Source organism: Rhodococcus sp. G6(2025) (assembly GCF_058628105.1).
Genome location: NZ_CP179750.1, coordinates 6,445,107 through 6,463,527, shown reverse-complemented (window position 1 = coordinate 6,463,527; position 18,421 = coordinate 6,445,107). Strand labels below are relative to the sequence as shown.

Annotated in this window: 10 protein-coding genes; all 10 read left to right on the top strand. The window is 70.8% G+C overall.

Translation table 11 applies throughout. The annotated features are described in order from the left end of the window. Window positions 1-3 precede the first annotated feature (3 nt). The 10 genes from ACLIVD_RS29910 to ACLIVD_RS29865 are packed head-to-tail and all read left to right on the top strand — an operon-like array spanning window position 4 to window position 18,413. A complete protein-coding gene (locus tag ACLIVD_RS29910) occupies window positions 4-1,368 on the top strand; it encodes an NtaA/DmoA family FMN-dependent monooxygenase (protein ID WP_477951533.1) in 1,365 nt (454 codons plus the stop codon). Beyond that, window positions 1,365-2,162 carry a DUF1684 domain-containing protein gene (locus ACLIVD_RS29905; RefSeq protein ID WP_283336548.1) on the top strand — a complete coding sequence of 266 codons (798 nt, stop codon included), beginning with the start codon at window positions 1,365-1,367 and terminating at the stop codon, window positions 2,160-2,162. The genes ACLIVD_RS29910 and ACLIVD_RS29905 overlap by 4 nt, the downstream gene beginning before the upstream one ends. A 2-nt stretch (window positions 2,163-2,164) precedes the next feature. Beyond that, entirely contained in the window at window positions 2,165-3,079 is a 915-nt protein-coding gene (locus ACLIVD_RS29900; protein WP_491931089.1) for an LLM class flavin-dependent oxidoreductase, read from the top strand. Beyond that, window positions 3,076-4,218: an LLM class flavin-dependent oxidoreductase gene (locus tag ACLIVD_RS29895; RefSeq protein WP_283336550.1), complete on the top strand. Its 1,143-nt coding sequence runs from the start codon at window positions 3,076-3,078 to the stop codon at window positions 4,216-4,218. Before ACLIVD_RS29900 ends, ACLIVD_RS29895 begins: the two co-directional genes overlap by 4 nt. A gap of 44 nt (window positions 4,219-4,262) precedes the next feature. Then, window positions 4,263-4,562 carry an acyl carrier protein gene (locus tag ACLIVD_RS29890; RefSeq protein WP_105415177.1) on the top strand — a complete coding sequence of 100 codons (300 nt, stop codon included), beginning with the start codon at window positions 4,263-4,265 and terminating at the stop codon, window positions 4,560-4,562. Continuing rightward, entirely contained in the window at window positions 4,559-5,656 is a 1,098-nt protein-coding gene (locus tag ACLIVD_RS29885) for an acyl-CoA dehydrogenase family protein (RefSeq protein ID WP_477951536.1), read from the top strand. Before ACLIVD_RS29890 ends, ACLIVD_RS29885 begins: the two co-directional genes overlap by 4 nt. Then, complete coding sequence (locus ACLIVD_RS29880; protein ID WP_491931088.1) at window positions 5,653-6,663, top strand: 3-oxoacyl-ACP synthase; 1,011 nt, start codon at window positions 5,653-5,655, stop codon at window positions 6,661-6,663. Before ACLIVD_RS29885 ends, ACLIVD_RS29880 begins: the two co-directional genes overlap by 4 nt. Further along, window positions 6,660-7,712, top strand: coding sequence for an HAD-IIIC family phosphatase (locus ACLIVD_RS29875; RefSeq protein ID WP_491931087.1), 1,053 nt, complete (start codon window positions 6,660-6,662; stop codon window positions 7,710-7,712). The genes ACLIVD_RS29880 and ACLIVD_RS29875 overlap by 4 nt, the downstream gene beginning before the upstream one ends. After that, window positions 7,709-9,280, top strand: coding sequence for an amino acid adenylation domain-containing protein (locus ACLIVD_RS29870; protein WP_491931086.1), 1,572 nt, complete (start codon window positions 7,709-7,711; stop codon window positions 9,278-9,280). Before ACLIVD_RS29875 ends, ACLIVD_RS29870 begins: the two co-directional genes overlap by 4 nt. Beyond that, on the top strand, window positions 9,267-18,413 hold the full coding sequence (locus tag ACLIVD_RS29865) for an amino acid adenylation domain-containing protein (RefSeq protein WP_491931085.1): 9,147 nt from the start codon (window positions 9,267-9,269) through the stop codon (window positions 18,411-18,413). The genes ACLIVD_RS29870 and ACLIVD_RS29865 overlap by 14 nt, the downstream gene beginning before the upstream one ends. Window positions 18,414-18,421: the final 8 nt, after the last annotated feature.

Here is an 18,421-nt window from a genome sequence, read left to right as displayed (position 1 = left end):
ATCATGAGCAACCAGCGCAAGCAGATTCATCTCGCCGCCCACTTTCCCGGCGTCAACAACACCACCGTGTGGAGCGACCCCGAATCGAAGAGCCAGATCGACTTCGACTCGTTCGTGCACCTCGCGGAGACCGCCGAACGCGGATTGTTCGACTTCTTCTTCCTCGCCGAGGGCCTGCGCCTGCGTGAGCACCGAGGACAGATCCACGACCTCGACGTGGTGGGCCGCCCCGACACCTTGACGGTGCTCGGCGCACTCGCCGGAGTCACCACGCATCTGGGCCTGGCGGGGACGATCAACACCACGTTCAACGAACCGTACGAGTTGGCACGGCAATTCGCCTCGCTCGACCATCTGTCCGACGGCCGGGCCGCGTGGAACATGGTGACGTCCTCGGACGCGTTCACGGGGGAGAACTTCCGGCGCGGGGGATACCTCGACAAGGCCGACCGGTACGTCCGCGCAGGCGAACTGATCGAGGGCGCCCGCAAGTTCTGGGACAGCTGGGATCAGGATGCGCTGCAGATCGACCGCGCCCGGGGGGTGTTCGCCCCGGACAACTCGATCCGCGACGTCACCCACTCCGGCTCCCAATTCGACATCCGGGGGCGGTTCACGATTCCCCGGAGCCCGCAGGGGCACCCGGTGCTGCTGCAGGCGGGCGACTCCGATCAGGGCCGCGAATTCGGGGCCGCGCAGGCGGACGCGATCTTCACCATCCACGGGTCGCTCGAGGACGGCCAGAAGTTCTACACGGACGTCAAGGGCAGGCTGGCGAAGTACGGGCGCAGCCACGGTGATCTCAAGGTGCTGCCGGCGGCGACGTTCGTGCTGGGCGACTCCGCGGCGGACGCGGCCGAGCGCGCCGATCACATCAGGCACCAGCAGGTGGGCCCGCAGACGGCGATCGCGTTTCTCGAACAGGTGTGGGGCCGCGACCTTTCCGCGTATGACCCGGACGGTCCGCTGCCGGACGTCGAACCGGCCGACGACACGAACATCACCCGCGGCCGGGTGCGGCACGCGAAGGACCCCCGCGAGATCGCTGCCGCGTGGCGGGCGAAGGCGGAAGCCGAGAAACTCAGCATCCGGGAACTGATCATCGCGGTCACCACCCGCCAGCAGTTCGTCGGCACCGCCGCCGAGGTGGCCGAGGAGATCGACCGCTACGTGCAGGCGGATGCGTGTGACGGCTTCATCCTGGTACCGCACCTCACTCCGGGCGGGCTCGACGAGTTCGTCGAGAAGGTGGTCCCGGAATTGCAGAACCGCGGCAGTTTCCGCTCCGAGTACTCGGGGACGACCCTGCGCAGTCATCTCGGACTGCGCCATCCGCATCACCAGACAGAAGGAGTTCGGGCATCATGACCGCAGTCACGGCAGGCGCGACATTCGAGCAGGACTGGCAGGACTGGCATTCGGGGCGAGAGGAGTCTTTCCGCGACCCGCTGGGATGGCTGAGTCTCACCGCCCTGCACTGGCTCGTCGAGACCGACACCACGTTCCCCGATCTGCCCGGGAAGTGGCGGGCCGACGCGGACGGTGTGGTGATCACGGCGACCGCCGACGCCGGGCTCGAGGTCGACGGCGAACCCGTCGACGGCACGGCGGCCCTCGCACCTCTGGAGGGCGCACCCGGTCAGCTCGTGCGGCACGGGAGCCGCAACATCGAGGTGATCCGGAGAACCGGTGACGTCGCCCTGCGGATCCACGACCCCGAGGCGGGCACCCTCGCCGCGTTCACCGGCATCCCCACGTTCCCGCCCGCGCGGCAGTGGTCCGTGCCGGCGACGTTCACCCCGTTCCCGCAGTCCCGCGTCGTGACGACGGGTGCGGTCGTCGAGGGGCTCGAGCACCACCACACGGCGCTGGGGACGCTGACCTTCGACTACGACGGCGCCGCACACGAACTCGTCGCGTTCGCAGGCAAGAACGGTGGCCTGCACGTTCTGTTCACCGACGCCACCAGCGGGGTCAGCACGTACCCCGCGGCGCGGTCACTGGCCGTGGACGCTCCCGCCGCCGACGGCCGGGTGATCCTCGATTTCAACCGGGCGGCCAACCTGCCGTGCGCGTTCACCGACTACGCCACCTGCCCGGTCGCGCCCGCCGAGAACCGGCTTACGCTCGCGGTCGAGGCCGGCGAGAAGAACCCGCGGTAGGCATGGCCGAGAAGCAGGTCGTGCTCGGGGCGGCGGCACCCGCGGGCCGGACGGACTTCGCCGTCCTCGCGGATGCCGCCCGCACCGCGGAGCGGGGGAGATTCGACTTCTTCCTCGCCGACGGCGTCACCGCGGCGAACGCGCTGGCCGGGTTCACCGACACGGTGGGGCTCGCGGCGACGCTGGACACGACCTCTGCCGAACCGTACGACGTGGCCCGCCGGCTGGCCTCACTCGATCACCTGTCCGGCGGGCGGGCGGCGTGGAACACCTGGGCTTCCGGCGACGAGCGGGCCGCGGAGTTCGTCGACACCGCACGCACGCTGTGGGATTCCTGGGCCGAGGGGGTCGTGACCATCGACCGCGGCGCGGGGCGATTCGTCTCGGATCCCACCGCAGGCGCGTTCTACCACCGGGGCAGGCACTTCGACATCGGTGGACGCTTCACCGTCCCGCGGAGCCCGCAAGCGCAACCGGTGGTGATCGTGTCGGGTGACGGCCCGCAGGCCCGGGATCTCGCCGCCCGGCACGGCGACGTGATCATCGCGCCGCTCGGCACATTCGAGGCAGGGCGCGAGTTCTACGACGACCTCGCACGCCGCACGGTCGAGGCGGGCAGGCCCGCCGATGCGGTGAAGGTTCTGTCCGCCACGACGTTCGTGGGTACCGCCACGTCCGTCGCGGACCGGATCGTCCGGTGGGTCCGCGAGGACGCAGCGGACGGGTTCGTCCTGCCCTCCTCTCTCACCCCGGACGAACTCGCCCTGTTCGTCGACACGGTGGTGCCGTTGCTGCAGGACCGCGGCGTCCTGCGTACCGAATACACCACCGTCGCGCTGCGGCGGCACCTCGGACTCGGTGCCCCGCGCAGCCATCGCGCTGTCAATCCCCGCTCTCTCCAGAAGGTGCCCTCATGACCACTCCGTTGTCCGTCCTCGACCTGTCGCCCGTCAGCGAGGGCACCACCGCCCGCACCGCCCTGCGGAACACCGTCGACCTCGCCCGGCACGCCGAAGCGTGGGGATACAAGCGGTACTGGGTTGCCGAACACCACTTCGTGGGCGTCGCCAGTTCCTCGCCGGCCGTGCTCGTCGGGATCCTGGCCGCGGCAACCAGCACCCTCCGGGTCGGCGCCGCCGCGGTGCAGTTGGGCCACACCACCGCAGCGGCAGTGGTCGAGGCGTTCGGCACCGTCGACGCGCTGTACCCGGGTCGACTGGACCTCGGGCTCGGACGGTCGGGTCAGCGGCGGGCCGAGGCGCTGAAAGCGGTTGCGGAACGCAACAACCAGCCGGCCCCGTCCCGCCGGCAGACGGAGATCCGCGACGGCGTCGTGATCCCGGCGCCGTTCGACCCGTCCGGGCTCCTGCTGTCTCCGCGGCTCACGGCGGCGCAGTCGGTACTGCAGCAGCCGGGCGCGCTGTCGCCCGCATTCGACCAGCAGGTCGACGACATCCTGGCACTGCTCGACGGCACGTACAGCACCCCGGACGGGATCGAGCTCCACGCCAGCCCCGGCGAGGGCGCCGACGTCGAGGTGTGGGTGTTCGGCAGCAGCGCGGGACCGAGCGCCGAACTGGCCGGGCGGTTGGGGCTGCCTTTCGGAGCGAACTACCACGTGAGCCCGTCGACGACGCTCGAGGCGGTCGAGGCCTACCGCGCCGCGTTCCGCCCGTCGTCGCAGCTGCAGAAGCCGTACGTCGTCGTCTCCGCCGACGCGGTCGTAGCGGAGGACGACGCGACGGCGAAGGAACTGGCGTCGACGTTCGCGCACTGGACGCACAGCATCCGCAGCGGCCACGGTGCGATCCCGTATCCCGACCCGGCGCACACGGCACCGCTCGGCGAGGCGGAACGCGCGGCGGTCGAGGACCGGCTGATCACCCAGTTCGTGGGGGCACCGGCCACCGTCGCGGACCGACTCGACAGTCTGCGAAGGCTCACCGACGCCGACGAACTGGCGATCACCAGCGTCACCCACGATCACGGCGACCGCTTGCGCTCCTACGAGCTGCTCGCAGCGGAGTGGGGACTGCCGGGCCTGCTGGCCGCCTGAGGGCACGATGATTGAACGCTGGTCCAAATGGGAATCCCACGCCCATGGACACAGCAAATACCCCTGTGCCCGAGTCCCATGACGAGCTGGTCGAGCAGCTACGGCAGTACCTGAGCTCGATCACGTCGACGGAACTCGGTCCCGACGACGACTACTTCACCCTGGGATTGGTGAGTTCGTTGCGGGCCCTGGAGATCGTCACGTACATCGAGGGCTCCCACGACGTCGTGGTCGAGGTGGAGGATCTCGATCTCGACAACTTCCGTACCGCAGCGCGGGTAGCGGGCTTCATTCGGAGAAAGCGGGGCGAGCAGCTTCGTGCGACGGACGGGGCGTCGCCGTGATCGGTATCGACACACTGGTCGCCTCCGCCGAGACCGACGCCGGCACCTGGGACGAGACCGGACTGCCGGTCGACGTCATCGAGGCTGCCGCGCGGGCGGGAGTCCTCGGGCTGGACCGGACGACGGACTGCCGGGGACTCGGCCTGAACGCGGCCGAACTCGGCTCGGTCGCAGAAAGACTCGGGGCGGTCTGCACGTCGTTGCGTTCGCTGCTGACCGTGCAGGGGATGGTGAACGCCGCCCTCGACCGGTGGGGCACCGCCGAACAGCGGGCACAGTGGGTGCCGGCCCTGGCGACCGGCGAACTCCTCGCCGGATTCGCCGCCACCGAATCCGGAGCCGGCAGCGACCTCTCCTCTGTGACTACCCGTTTCGAGGCGCACGGCTCGGATCACCGGATCTCCGGACGGAAACTGTGGGTCACGTTCGGCGAGGTCGCGGACGTACTGCTCGTCCTCGGCCGGTCGGAGGCCGGGCTGACCACCGCGCTGGTCGAAACGGACGCAACCGGAGTGTCCGTCGAACCGATCCACGGGCAGCTGGGCATGCGCGGTGCCCGGATCGCGCACATCGCGCTGGACGGCGTCGTCGTCCCCGCCGACCACCTGATCGCACCGCCGGGGTTCGGACTGTCCCACGTCGTCGGCACCGCCCTGGACCACGGCCGGTACACCATCGCCTGGGGGTGCGCCGGAATGACGCGCGGGTGCCTCGCCGACGCCGTCGCGCACGCGTCCACCCGGGTGCAGGGCAGCGCCGTGCTGTCCGAGCACGACTCGGTCCGCGCGATCCTCGGTCGCAGCTGGGTCGATGCCGCCGGCGCCCGCGCGCTGTGCGAGCGGGCCGCCGAACAACGCGACGCCCACGAGCCGAGCGCGCTGTTCACGACGATCGCCGCGAAGTACGCCGCGGCCCGCGTCGCCGCGTCGGTGAGCCAGCAGGCGGTTCAGGTGCTCGGGGCCGCCGGGTGCGTTCCCGGCAGCAGGGTGGGGCGCTTCTTCCGCGATGCCAAGGTCATGCAGATCATCGAGGGCGCGACGGAGGTCGCCGAACTCCAGATCGGTGACTACGTGCTCGGGGGAGGTGCGCCATGATGGCCGACCGACCGGTCACGGTCGACTCGGTCGCGCTCTGGTTCCCGGACGACGAGGTGACCGTTGCCGGACTGCCCGAGCTCGACGAATTGCCGATCGCGCAGCGCGAGCACGCATTGTCACTGGGCATCGACACGGTGCGGATCGGAATCGGGCTCTCCGAGGTGGATCTGGCGCACGCCGCGGCGGACGAGGCGCTCCGGAAGGCGGGCCTCGACGCCACCCAGATCGATGCGCTGTTGCTCGTCCAGGGCCGGGTTCCGCAATACCTGCTCGCGTCCGAGGCGACCCGGCTGCAGCACCGGCTCGGCGCGACCCAGGCGTTCACCACCGGTGTGGGGGACCTCGGGTGCGTGTCCGTCTCGGCGGCTTTCGCGCTCGCGTCGGCGTTGCTCCGCGGCGACCCCCGGTGCCAGAACGTCCTCGTCGTCGCGGCGGCGAAGAGCCCGACCCGGTCGCGGTACCGGTCGCCGATGACGCTTCTGGGCGACGGCGCCGCCGCGGTCCTGCTGACGACGTCGGGGACCGGGCGGTACGAACTCGTCGACCAGATGATCCGCAGCGACGGAAAATACGCCGACCTGTTCCACATCGACTACCGCGACGTCCGTGAAGCCGACTGGGTCGAGGAATGCGCCGACGAACCCACGTACTCGTTCCGCCTCGCGGTCGAGAGCCGGAAGCGGTTCACGGAGATCAACGCGGACCTGCTGGCCCGGAACGGGCTGCAGCAGGACGCGATCGGCGTCTTTCTCATGCAGAACCTGTCGCTCGGCGCGTTCATGTTCTGGCAGGAGGCACTCGACGTCACCATCGATCCCGTCTGCCGCGACAACCTGGCCCGGTTCGGCCACCTCGGATCCGTCGACGTCGCGGCGAACCTCGAGCGCGCGGCGTCCGCGCAGGTGCCCGGCGACTATTGCGTGATCATGAACAGCAGCCCGGTCGCGGCCTGGAGCAGCGCACTGCTCCGACGCCTGCCGGATCGACCCGGGCACGGGAAGTGATCGCGATGGAGCAGACGGTCAAGTGCGTGGTCTGGGATCTCGACGACACCATCTGGGACGGCGTCGTCCTCGAACAGGATGCCCCGGTGCCGAAGGCGGACGCCCTCCGCGCCTTGGACGTGCTCGACCGCCGCGGCATCCTGCACGCCGTGGCGAGCCGCGGCGAATACGAACCCGCCGCCGCACACCTGCGCATGCACGGCATCGAGGAACTGTTCTGCGCCGTCGACGTCGGCTGGGGCCCGAAGTCGGAGGCCGTGCGCCGCATCGCGGAGACACTGAATCTGGGTCTCGACACCATCGCGTTCGTCGACAACGATCCCGTCGAGCGGGCCGAGGTGTCCGAGGCGCTTCCGCCGGTGCGTTGCTATCCCGCCGAGCAGATCGCGTCGTTCCCCGACCTTCCCGAGCTGACGCCGCCCGCCGTCACCGAGGAGGCGAGGCAGCGGAGGTCGCTGTATCGCGCCGAAAGGATCCGTCAGGTGAGCGAACAGGAGTTCCACGGGTCCAACTCCGAGTTCCTGGCGTCGCTCGAACTGGTCATGACGGTCCGCCGGGCGGCCGAGGACGATCTCGAACGCGCCCACGAACTGACAGTCCGGTCTCATCAACTCAACACGACGGGCCGGACTTTCGGCATCGACGAACTGCGCCGGCTGTGCGCCTCGGACGACCACGAGGTGCTCGTGGCGTCGCTCGGCGACCGATTCGGCGGGTACGGCACGATCGGTCTCGCGGTCTCGGAGATCCGCGGCGACGATTCCGTCCTGCAACTGCTGCTGATGTCGTGCCGGGTGATGTCCCGTGGGGTCGGGACGGCGCTGATCCGGCACGTCGTCGAGCGGGCACGCGTCCACGGCAGGCATGCGCTCGCCGAGTTCGTGCCGACGGACGTCAACCGGGTGATGCTGGTGACGCTGCGATTCGCGGGTTTCGACGTCGTCGACCCGAACCCCGATCGGATGCTGCTGGTGTGCAATGACGTTCGCAGTGTTGCGGCACCGAACGCCGATCACGTCGTGGTCCTCTCGGAAGACGTGGCGCCATGACGGACGTGGTCGCGAACGGTGGGGTGATGACCGGGATCCTCCGCCAGTGCGCGCGGGTTCCCGGCCGGATCGCGATCGTGGTGGGCGACCGGGTGCTGACGTATCGCGAACTCGATTCGGCGAGCGAGGCACTGGCGCGGCAACTCGCCGCCCTCGGTGTCCGGCCGGGGCAGGTGGTGCTGATCCACCAGCGGCAGAGCGTCGAGACGGTTGTGGGGATGATCGCCGCGCTGCGGCTGGGTGCGGCGTGGTGCGTGATCGAGCCCGGACATCCGGTGGGTCAGCTCCGCGCACTCCTCGGCGACGTCGACTGCGGTGCCATCGTCTTCGGGTCCGCGGATCCGAAGACGTCGCCGGCGTGGATCCGGGACCTGGCCCGCAGCGCGGTCGGACGTGTTCCCGCACTGCACGACCGGGACGCCGAGCACCGGCCCGTCGCCGAACCGGCCGATCTACCCGAACACGTGCCCGCGGGCACCGCCGCCTACGTGATCACCACGTCCGGGTCGACCGGCGTCCCCAAGGCTGTCGTCGCGAGCCGCGCCAACCTCGCCAGCATGGTCGACGGTCGCAACTACGACTACGACGACGGCGACCTCGTCACGTTCTCCGCGTTCCGCCTCACGTGGGACGGTTCCCTGCTGAAGACCCTGTGGGCGTTGTGCACCGGCGGCACCAGCGTGCTCCCGGACGCTCGCGAACTGATGGACGCCGAGGCCGTCGCCGCGCTCGCCCGGACATGGCAGACCACTCACCTGGTCGCGACCCCCTCGTTCTACCGGCTGCTGCTGCCGCATCTCACCCCGCTGCGCGAGCGTCTGCGATTGGTGACGCTTGCGGGAGAGGCCCTTCCGGGCACGCTCGTCGAACAACATCGTGCGGTGCTGCCCGGGGTCCCGCTGAGCAACGAGTACGGTCCCACCGAGACGACTGTCAGCTGCCTCGCTCATCCGGTGCGCGACGTGCCCGCCTCGATCGCGCCGATCGGCAGACCACTGGGCGCGAGCACGGCCTACGTCCTCGACGCGAAACTGGTCGAGGTGCCGTACGGAGCGGTGGGGGACCTGTACGTCGGCGGTCCGCAGATCTCCGAGGGCTACGCGTCCCGCCCGGCCGCCACCGCGGCCCGCTTCGTCGCCGACCCCTTCGCGGCGCAGCCCGGTGCGCGGATGTATCACACAGGCGACCTCGCACGCGTCGATCCGCACGGCGACATCGAATTCCGCGGCCGGTTCGACGGACAGGTGAAAGTGCGCGGCGCCCGGGTCGAGAGACACGCGGTGGAGGCCGTGCTGGAGAGTCACCCCGCGATCCACCAGGCGGTGGTTCTCGCGACCGCCGACGAACACGGGGAGACGGTGTTGACCGCGTTCTGGGTGCCCGCGGCCGCGGCCACCGTACTGCCCACACCACGCGACCTGATCGCGCACTGCGCCGCGCGGCTCGTCGCGCAGGCGGTGCCCGACCGCTTCCTCGCGCTCGGCGCCCTTCCGCTCGCACCGAGCAGCAAGGTGGACGAGGTGGCGTTGCGCCGGCTGCTGCCCAGCGGAGGTGGTGGCGTTGCGTGAGCACCATACCGAGGCCGCCGGCAGCGCCGAAGCACCGTTCCCGCTGTCGTCGGCCCAATACGAGGCGTGGCTGGCCCAGCAACTGGCCCCCGACGTGCCGCTGTGCATCGCCCAGTACGTGGAGGTGCACGGCGACCTGGACGTCGACCTCCTGCGCGAGGCGACCGTCGCGACCGCCGACGAATTCGGATCGCCGTTTCTCCGGTTGATCGACCGGGACGGTCAGCCGTTCCAACTGGTCGATCCGTCGGCGGACCGGTCGATCGGCCTGATGGACTTCCGCGGGGACGCCGAACCGGTGGAGGCCGCCCGTCGATGGATGCGCGCCGACTGCGAGACCCCGCTGGATCCGACGCGCGATCGCCTCGTCGAATCGTCGATTCTTCGCGTCGGCGACGCGCACTATCTGTGGTACAGCAAGATTCACCACGTCGCCCTGGACGGGTACGGTGCGATGACGATGCTCAACCGCATCGCGGCCCGGTACACCGCCGAGGTGCTCGACCGGGAATTGCCGCCCAACGAGGCCGTGGACCCCCGGCACCTGTACGACGCCGATCAGCAGTACCGGTCGTCGTCCCGCTTCGCCGCGGACCGGCAGTTCTGGGCCGAACGGGTCGACGGCCTCGGACCCGGATCGAGCCTGGCCCGACGCACGGGGCCCGCGGTCGCCACGAGCGCCGACGTCACCGCGCCCCTGCCGGACTCGGCGGAGCGCGCACTCGGCGACACCGGCGCCCACGGGACCGCGAAGATCGTCGCCGCGTTCGCCTGCTACCTGTCGAGGACGACGGGACACCGGGACGTGCTCCTGAAGATCCCGGTGTCGGCGCGCACCACCGCGACCCTGCGGCGGTCCGGCGGAATGGTGGCGGGCGTCGTGCCGCTTCCCGTGCAGATCCGCCCCGGGGACACGGTGGGGCAACTGGTGGAGCGGGTCCAACTCGACCTGATGGGCGCGCTGCGACACCAGCGTTTCGGGCTCGGCGACATCCGGCGCGACGCGGGCGCCGTTGCGGCGCAGTCGCTGTCGGGTCCGATGGTCAACGTCATGCTCTTCCACCAGGAACTCGTTCTGGGGCCGCTCGTCGGCGAATACCACATCGTCACGTCCGGGCCGGTCGAGGATCTGCTCGTCAACGTGTACCGGAGCGGCACACCGGTCCGGACCTTCGTCCACTTCCTGGCCAACCCCAACCGGTACGACGCCGACGAGGTCGGCGCGCATCACCGGCAGTTCCTGGAACTGCTCGGCGACTTCGTCACGGCCGACGCGGACGCCGCGCTCACCACCGTCCACGAGGAGACGGCCCAGCTCGACTTCTGGACGCGCACACTGGCGGACGCGCCCCCGGTGCTGGACCTGCCCACCGACCGCCCGCGGCCCGCACGGCCGTCCCACCGCAGCGCCGCCGTCGACGTCGCCCTCGACCCGGATCTGCGGCGCACGCTCGACGCGTTCGCCGCCGCACACCGCACGGACGCCGCCACCGTGACCCATGCGGTGCTGGCGCTGGTGCTGGCACGGTCGGCCCGTACCGACGACGTCGTCATCGGCAGGCGGACGGACACCGACCCGGTGGTGCTGCGGACCCACGTGCGCGGCTCGGATCGCGTCGACGAGTACGTCGGCACCGTGCGGGACGCCGACGCGGAGGCGTTCGCCCACCGCTGCGTGCCCGCCCGGCGAATCGTGGACGCGCTCGACCCGCCGCCGTCCGGGTCGCACGCACCGCTCTTCCAGGTGCTGCTCGAATTCTCGGACCCCGGAGGAGAACTCGGCGACCTCGATCTGCGCGTGACGGTGTCGGACACGACGGCCCGATTCACCTACGCGACAGACCTGTTCGACGCCGCCACCGTGGAGGGACTGGCTCGGCGGTTCGTGCGGACCGCCGAGGCCGCCGCCGCGGATCCGTCCGTCGTGATCGGCGACATCGACCTGGTCGAACCGGCCGAACGCGCTGTGCTGGAGGACTGGTCGACCCGTCCGGCCGATACCGCCGAGCAAACGACACTCGGTGAGCTGTTCGCCGCCCGGGCAGCGCGGACCCCCGACGCCACCGCGGTCGTGTCGGGTGGCGAGCGCCTGAGTTACGCCGACCTCGACGCCCGGTCGAATCGGCTTGCACGGAAACTGCTCTCGCAGCGAGGGGGCCCGGAGTTCTCGGTCGCGGTTGCGATGCCGCGCTCGGCGGCGCTCGTCGTCGCGCTCGTGGCGGTCGTCAAGGCCGGGGCCGCCTACGTCCCGATCGACGCGGATCATCCCGGTGAACGGTCGGCGCTCGTCCTCGACGACGCCGACCCGGTGTGCATTCTGGCCACCCGGGACACCGAACGCGCGCTGCCGGCGTCGGACGTCCCCGTCCTGCTCCTCGATTCGACGGACACGGATCCCGGCGGCATCTCCGCGGACCCGCTGACCGACGCCGAACGGCCACCGGTCGATCCGGACTCGTTGGCCTACGTCGTCTACACGTCGGGATCGACGGGACGTCCGAAGGGCGTCGCGGTGTCGCACCGCAACGTGGTCTCGCTCTTCACGAGCACCCGGGATCTGTTCCGGTTCGGGGACACCGACGTGTGGACGATGTTCCATTCCCCGGCATTCGACTTCTCGGTCTGGGAGTTGTGGGGCGCGCTGCTGCACGGCGGGACGCTCGTCGTCGTCGACTTCGACACCACCCGATCGCCCGCCGCGTTCCTCGCGCTGCTGCGCCGCGAGCGGGTGACGGTGCTGAGCCAGACGCCGACGGCGTTCTCGCAGTTGATCGAGGCCACCGATACGGAAGACGGCGCGAGCCCACCGCCGCTGCGCTACGTCGTGCTCGGCGGCGAGGCGCTCGACTTCGGGCAACTCGAACGCTGGTACTCCCGCCACGGTGAGGACGCACCCGTGCTGGTGAACATGTACGGCATCACCGAGACGACGGTGCACGTCACGCACCTCCCGCTCGGCCGCGGACTCGCCGCCACCGCGTGGACGAGCAAGGTGGGGCGGCCGATTCCGGGATTCCGGGTGTCGGTGCTGGACGCGCGGCTGCGTCCGGTGCCGGTCGGGGTGGCCGGCGAACTGTACGTGGCGGGACCGCAACTCGCGCGCGGCTACCTGGGCCGCGCCGGGCTCACGGCGGCCCGCTTCGTCGCGGATGCGTCGGGCGCCCGGATGTACCGGACCGGGGACGTCGTGCGGTGGCGACGCGACGGGAGTCTCGACTACCTCGGACGCGACGACCTGCAGGTCGAGATCCGCGGATTCCGGGTGGAACTCGGCGAAATCGAATGGGTGCTGGGCCGGTGCGACGGGGTCGCGCAGGCGGTGGTGACCCTGCACGAGGATCCGGTGACCGGCCCGGCACCGGCGGCGTACGTGGTGCCCGAGGCGGGTGCGATCGTCGACACGGAGGCCGTGCTGGAATTCGCCGGAGGCGCGCTGCCGTCGTACATGGTCCCGGCGTCGGTGACGATCCTCGAACGGCTGCCGCTCACCGTCAACGGGAAATTGGACCGGGCGGCGCTTCCGGCGCCCGTCGCAGCTTCTCGCGCCGAATTCGTGGCACCGGGCACTCCCGTCGAAGAGTCGCTCGCGGTCATCTTCGCCGCGCTGCTCGGCGTGCCCGCGGTCGGGATCGACGACGACTTCTTCGCGCTCGGCGGCAACTCGCTGATCGCGGCGAAGGTCGTGGCGCGGATTCAGGGTGTGCTCGGTGCGGGTGTGGGAGTGCGCGACGTCTTCGAGGCGCGGACGGTGCGGTCGCTGGCGGCTCGGGTGAGCCGGGCGGCCTCGGCGGACCGGCCGCCGCTGGTGGCGACGGACCGGTCCGCGGCGGCGCCGGTGTCGCTAGCGCAGACGCGGATGTGGTTCCTCGACCAGTTCGACACGACGTCGCCCGCCTACAACATCGCGGCGGCCTTCCGGTTGCGCGGCCCTCTCGACGTCGCGGCGCTGCACGCGGCGCTGACGGACGTCGTGGACCGGCACGAGGCGTTGCGAACGGTCTTCCCGATGCGGGGGGACACGCCGGTGCAGTCGGTGATCCCGGCGTCGGCCGCGGTGCCCGCCCTCCGCGCGGTCAGGGTGTCGGGGGAGAGCGACCTGCGGGACCGACTCGCGGCGGCGCTGTCCGCGGGCTTCGAGGTGACCGCGCAGGTTCCGTTGCGGGCGCACCTGTTCGAGGTCGGTCCGCATGATCACGCGCTGGCCCTGGTGGTCCATCACATCGCGGCGGACGCGCTGTCGCTGGGCCCGCTGGCCCGCGACATCACCTCCGCGTACACCGCCCGGGCGCGGGGGGACGCGCCGGACTGGGTGCCGCTTCCGGTGCAGTACGCCGACTACAGCATCTGGCAGCGGGCGCTGCTCGGGTCGGAGGACGATCCCGGCTCCCTGATGTCCCGCCAGCTCGGGTACTGGCATTCCGCGCTCGCCGACGCGCCGGTGGTGACGGACCTGCCGATGGACCGCGCACGTCCCGAACACCGGTCGCTCGCCGGCGCGCGGGAGTCGTTCGAGATCGGGGACCGCCTGCACCGGAAGGTGGTGGCCCTTGCCCGCGAACACGATGCGACCGTGTTCATGGTCACGCACGCCGCGTTCGCGGTCCTGGTGTCCCGCTTGGGAAGCACCACCGATGTGGTGATCGGATCCGCGGTGGCGGGCCGCGGCGAGGCCGTCCTCGACGACGTGGTGGGGATGTTCGTCAACACCCTGGCACTGCGCACCCCCGTCCACGGCGCCGACTCGTTCACCGCGCTGCTCGCCGCCGTGCGGGACTGCGATCTGGAGGCGTTCGCGCACGCGGAGGTGCCGTTCGAGCGGGTGGTCGAGGCGCTCGCTCTGCCGCGCACCACGGCCCACGCGCCGTTGTTCCAGGTGCTGTTCGAATTCCAGGACGTCGTGCGGCCCACTCCGAGCCTTCCGGAACTGGACGTGGAGGAGATCGACCTCGGTGTCTCCGTCTCCACGTTCGACCTGCAGCTGACCCTGGCCGAACGATTCGGGGAGGGCGGGGAACCCGCCGGAATCAGCGCCGGATTCACCTATGCCACCGACATCTTCGACGCCGCGACCGTCCGCAAGTTCGCCGAACGATACGTGCGGCTCCTCGACGCGGTGGTCGCCGACCCGGACATTCCACTGGCCCGATTCGATCTGCTGTCGCCCGGCGAACGCGAGGCCCTCGTCCCGGTGCGCGGGCGGCCCACCGGCACGACCCGGCTGCTGCCGGAGATCCTCTCCGCCGCGGCCGCCCGGGACCCGCACGCCGTCGCGCTGTCCTACGGCAACGCGGTCATGTCGTATCGCGAACTCGACGACTGGTCGAACCGCCTGGCCTGGGTGTTGATCCGCCGCGGAATCGGACCGGAGGACCACGTGGCGATCGGGCTCGTCCGGTCGGTGGAACTGGTGGTGTCGGTGTGGGCGGTGGCGAAGTCGGGTGCGTCGTTCGTCCCGGTGGATCCGAATCTGCCGCCGGGGAGGATCGCCGACATCCTCGCCGACTGCGGGGCGGTGGCGGGACTCACGGTCGCCGAACAGCGCGACCGGATGCCCGACGGTGTGGAGTGGCTGCTCCTCGACTATCCGGGTCCGACGCGGCGATGGGAATCCCATCCGATCACCGACGACGACCGGGTCGTACCGCTGCGACCGGGCCATCCGGCGTATCTGATGTACACGTCCGGGTCGACGGGGGCACCGAAGGGCGTCGTGATCCCCCATGCGGGGCTGCAGAACTTCACGATCGATCAGCGCGCCCGGTACGCGACGACGAATGCCTCGCGCGTCCTGAATCTCGCGTCACCCGGGTTCGACGCGACGATGCTCGAATACCTCATGGCGTTCGGTGCCGGTGCGCGACTGGTCATCGCGGCGCCGCACGTGTACGGCGGCGCCGCACTGACGGAACTGCTCGCGGCCGAGCGGATCACGCACGCGTTCGCCACCCCCGCGGTCCTGGCCACCATCGACCCGCGGGGTCTGCGCCTGCTCCGCGCGCTCGTCGTCGGCGGCGAACGCTGCCCGCCGGAGTTGCTGGCCCGCTGGGCGTCCGGGCGCACCCTGCTCGTCGGCTACGGCCCGACGGAGACGACGGTGATGTCGAACATCGGCGACCCGATGACACCCGGCGACCCCGTGCGGATCGGTCACCCGATGCGCGGTGTCCGCGAACTCGTCCTCGACGAGTGGCTGCGTCCGGTGCCGGTCGGTGTGGTGGGTGAGCTGTACGTGCTGGGGGAGGGTCTGGCGCGCGGCTACCACCGGCGGGCAGGAACCACCGCGGCCTCGTTCGTGGCGAACCCGTTCGACCACCCGGGCTCACGCATGTATCGCACCGGCGACCTGATGCGGTGGACGAAGGAAGGCCGGCTGGAATATTGGGGCCGCAACGATTTCCAGGTCAAGTTGCGTGGCCAGCGGGTCGAACCGGGGGAGGTGGAGGCGGCGCTCACCCGCTGCCCCGGTGTCGCGCAGGCGGTGGTCGTGGTGCGCCGCACGCCCGCGGCCGAGGCGGTCCTCGCCGGATACGTCACCGCGGAGGACGGCGCGGACCTCGACACGACCGAGGTGCTGCAGTTCGCCGGATCCGTGCTCGCACCCTTCATGGTGCCGGCCTCGGTGACGGTCCTCGACCGGCTGCCGCTCGGGGCCAACGGCAAGGTCGACCGGCACGCACTGCCGGACCCCGAATTCGCGCCCCGCATCTTCCGTGCACCCGGCACACCGTTCGAGTCCGCGGTGGCCGACGTGTTCGCCGAGGTTCTCGGCACCGGCGTCGTCGGAGCAGACGACGACTTCTTCGCGTCCGGTGGCAACTCCCTGACCGCGACGCAGGTGGTCGCGCGGATCAACTCCGCGCTCGGCACGGACGTCGGTGTGCGGGACGTGTTCGAGACCCCGACCGTGCGGGCGCTCGCGGCACGGATCGCGCGCGAGAGCGCGGGCGGCGACGCCCGGCCCGCGGTGACGGTGCCCCGGCGCCCCGACCCGGTGCCGCTGTCCTGGGCGCAGCACCGGATGTGGCTCCTCAATCAGTTCGACCCGTCCTCGCCCGCGTACAACGTCGCGATGATCGTCCGGCTGTCGGGTGACCTCGACGTCGACGCACTGACCGCCGCCCTCGCCGACGTGGTGGACCGGCACGAATCGCTGCGCACCCGGTACCCGTACGGCGAATCGGGACCCACCCAGGTGATCGTCGGTGCGGGCCACGTCGCGCAGCTCACCGTGTCGACGTCCGACGATCCGGTACGCGACCAGATCTCGGCACTCGTGTCCGCGGGTTTCGACGTCGCCACCGAAGTCCCGATGCGGGCAAGGGTGTTCGAACTCGGCGACCGGGAGCACGTCCTCGTCGTCGTGGTGCACCACATCGCGGCCGACGGGTTCTCGATGGTTCCGCTCGCCCGCGACGTGATGACGGCCTACACCGCGCGGTCCGAGGGCTGTGCGCCGGGATGGGAGCCGCTGCCGGTGCAGTACCCCGACTACGCCGTGTGGCAGCGAGAACTCCTCGGTTCGGAGGACGACGCCGACTCCCTGCTCTCGCGGCAACTGGACTACTGGCGATCCGCTCTCGCCGATGCGCCGGCCGTGACCGACCTGCCCACGGACCGTGACCGCCCGCCGCGGCGCTCTGCCGCCGGCGACCGGGTGACGTTCGGGATCGGCGCCGACCTGCACCGGGACACGGTGGCGTTGGCGCGGACCCGGCGGTGCACCGTGTTCATGGTCGTGCACGCGGCGCTCGCCGTGTTACTCGCACGGTCGGGCGGTACCGGCGACGTGGTGATCGGGTCGCCGGTCGCCGGCCGCGGCGAGGCCGTCCTCGACGACGTGGTGGGAATGTTCGTCAACACCCTCGTGCTGCGGACCGACGTGTCGGGGACCTTCGACGAACTGCTCACCCGGGTCCGGGAGACCGACCTCGCGGCCTACGCCCACGCGGACGTGCCGTTCGAGCGGGTGGTGGAAGCGCTGAACCCGCCTCGCTCCCAGTCGCATTCACCCCTGTTCCAGGTGTTGCTCGAGTTCCGGAACACCGAACACCCCGACCTCGCCCTCCCGCACCTGGAGGCCGAAGTCCTCGAACCCGACGTGGAGGTGTCGCTCTTCGACCTGCAGCTGACGGTGCGGGAGAAGTACGACGAGTGCGGAACACCGGAAGGGATGACCGCGGGATTCACCTACGCCACCGACCTCTTCGATGCGGCGACCGTGCAGGCCCTGGCCGATCGGTTCACCAGGATCCTCGCCGCAGTCGTCGCGGATCCGAGTGTCGCCGTCGGAGACGTCGACGTGCTGGCCCCGGACGAACTCACCCGGATTCGCGAGTGGAGTGCGGCGGCCGAGACCGTGGTGCTCGATCCCCGGTTGCAGCTCACCCCCGAAGGCGTGACCGGTGCGGTGTACGTGGCCGATACGCGGGACCACCAGGCCTCGGCGCGGGTGGCGGCCACGACGTTCGTGGCGAATCCGTTCGGCGTCCCGGGCTCCCGGATGGTCCGGACGGGCGCACTCGCGCGGTGGAACCGGTCCGGACGACTGCTGAGCGTCGGCGCCACCGGATCTCCGGCACGGTCGGTCACCGACGTCGTGGAGAGTCACCCGGCGGTCCGCGAAGCGGTGGTCCTCACAACCGCGACCGGTGTCACCGCCTTCTGGGTCCCGGCGGCCGCGGCGGCCGTGCTCCCGATGGCCGAAGACCTGCGGGAGTTCAGCGCCGGACGGCTCGACGCCCGATCGGTCCCCACGCGGTTCGTCGCACTCGGCGCGGTCCCGCGAACGCCGGACGGCGAGGTGGACGAGAACGCGCTGCGCACGCTCGTCTCCGAGACGGAGCCTGCGCGCGGCGAGTCGCGGCAACGCTGGACCGCGCTGCAACGGTCGGTCGCCGAACACTGGGCGGCCGTGCTGGGCCACGACGACTTCGGTTCCGAAGACGGGTTCTTCGACGTCGGCGGCAACTCGCATCGCGTCGTGGAACTGCAGCGTCGTCTCGACGAACAGTGGCCCGGGGCTCTGCGGGTGGGCCAGCTGTTCGACCTCGTCACCGTGGCGGCGCAGGCCGAGGCGATTGCGCAGTCCACCGACACGAGCGAGGCGTCCGCGCCCGCCACCTACGAGTTCTGACCAGCAGG

Excerpts from the sequence above, each read along its gene's own strand:
- ACLIVD_RS29910 (WP_477951533.1), top strand. The coding sequence starts at position 4 with ATGAGCAACCAGCGCAAGCAGATTCATCTCGCCGCCCACTTTCCCGGC.
- ACLIVD_RS29905 (WP_283336548.1), top strand. The coding sequence starts at position 1,365 with ATGACCGCAGTCACGGCAGGCGCGACATTCGAGCAGGACTGGCAGGAC.
- ACLIVD_RS29900 (WP_491931089.1), top strand. The coding sequence starts at position 2,165 with ATGGCCGAGAAGCAGGTCGTGCTCGGGGCGGCGGCACCCGCGGGCCGG.
- ACLIVD_RS29895 (WP_283336550.1), top strand. The coding sequence starts at position 3,076 with ATGACCACTCCGTTGTCCGTCCTCGACCTGTCGCCCGTCAGCGAGGGC.
- ACLIVD_RS29890 (WP_105415177.1), top strand. The coding sequence starts at position 4,263 with ATGGACACAGCAAATACCCCTGTGCCCGAGTCCCATGACGAGCTGGTC.
- ACLIVD_RS29880 (WP_491931088.1), top strand. The coding sequence starts at position 5,653 with ATGATGGCCGACCGACCGGTCACGGTCGACTCGGTCGCGCTCTGGTTC.
- ACLIVD_RS29870 (WP_491931086.1), top strand. The coding sequence starts at position 7,709 with ATGACGGACGTGGTCGCGAACGGTGGGGTGATGACCGGGATCCTCCGC.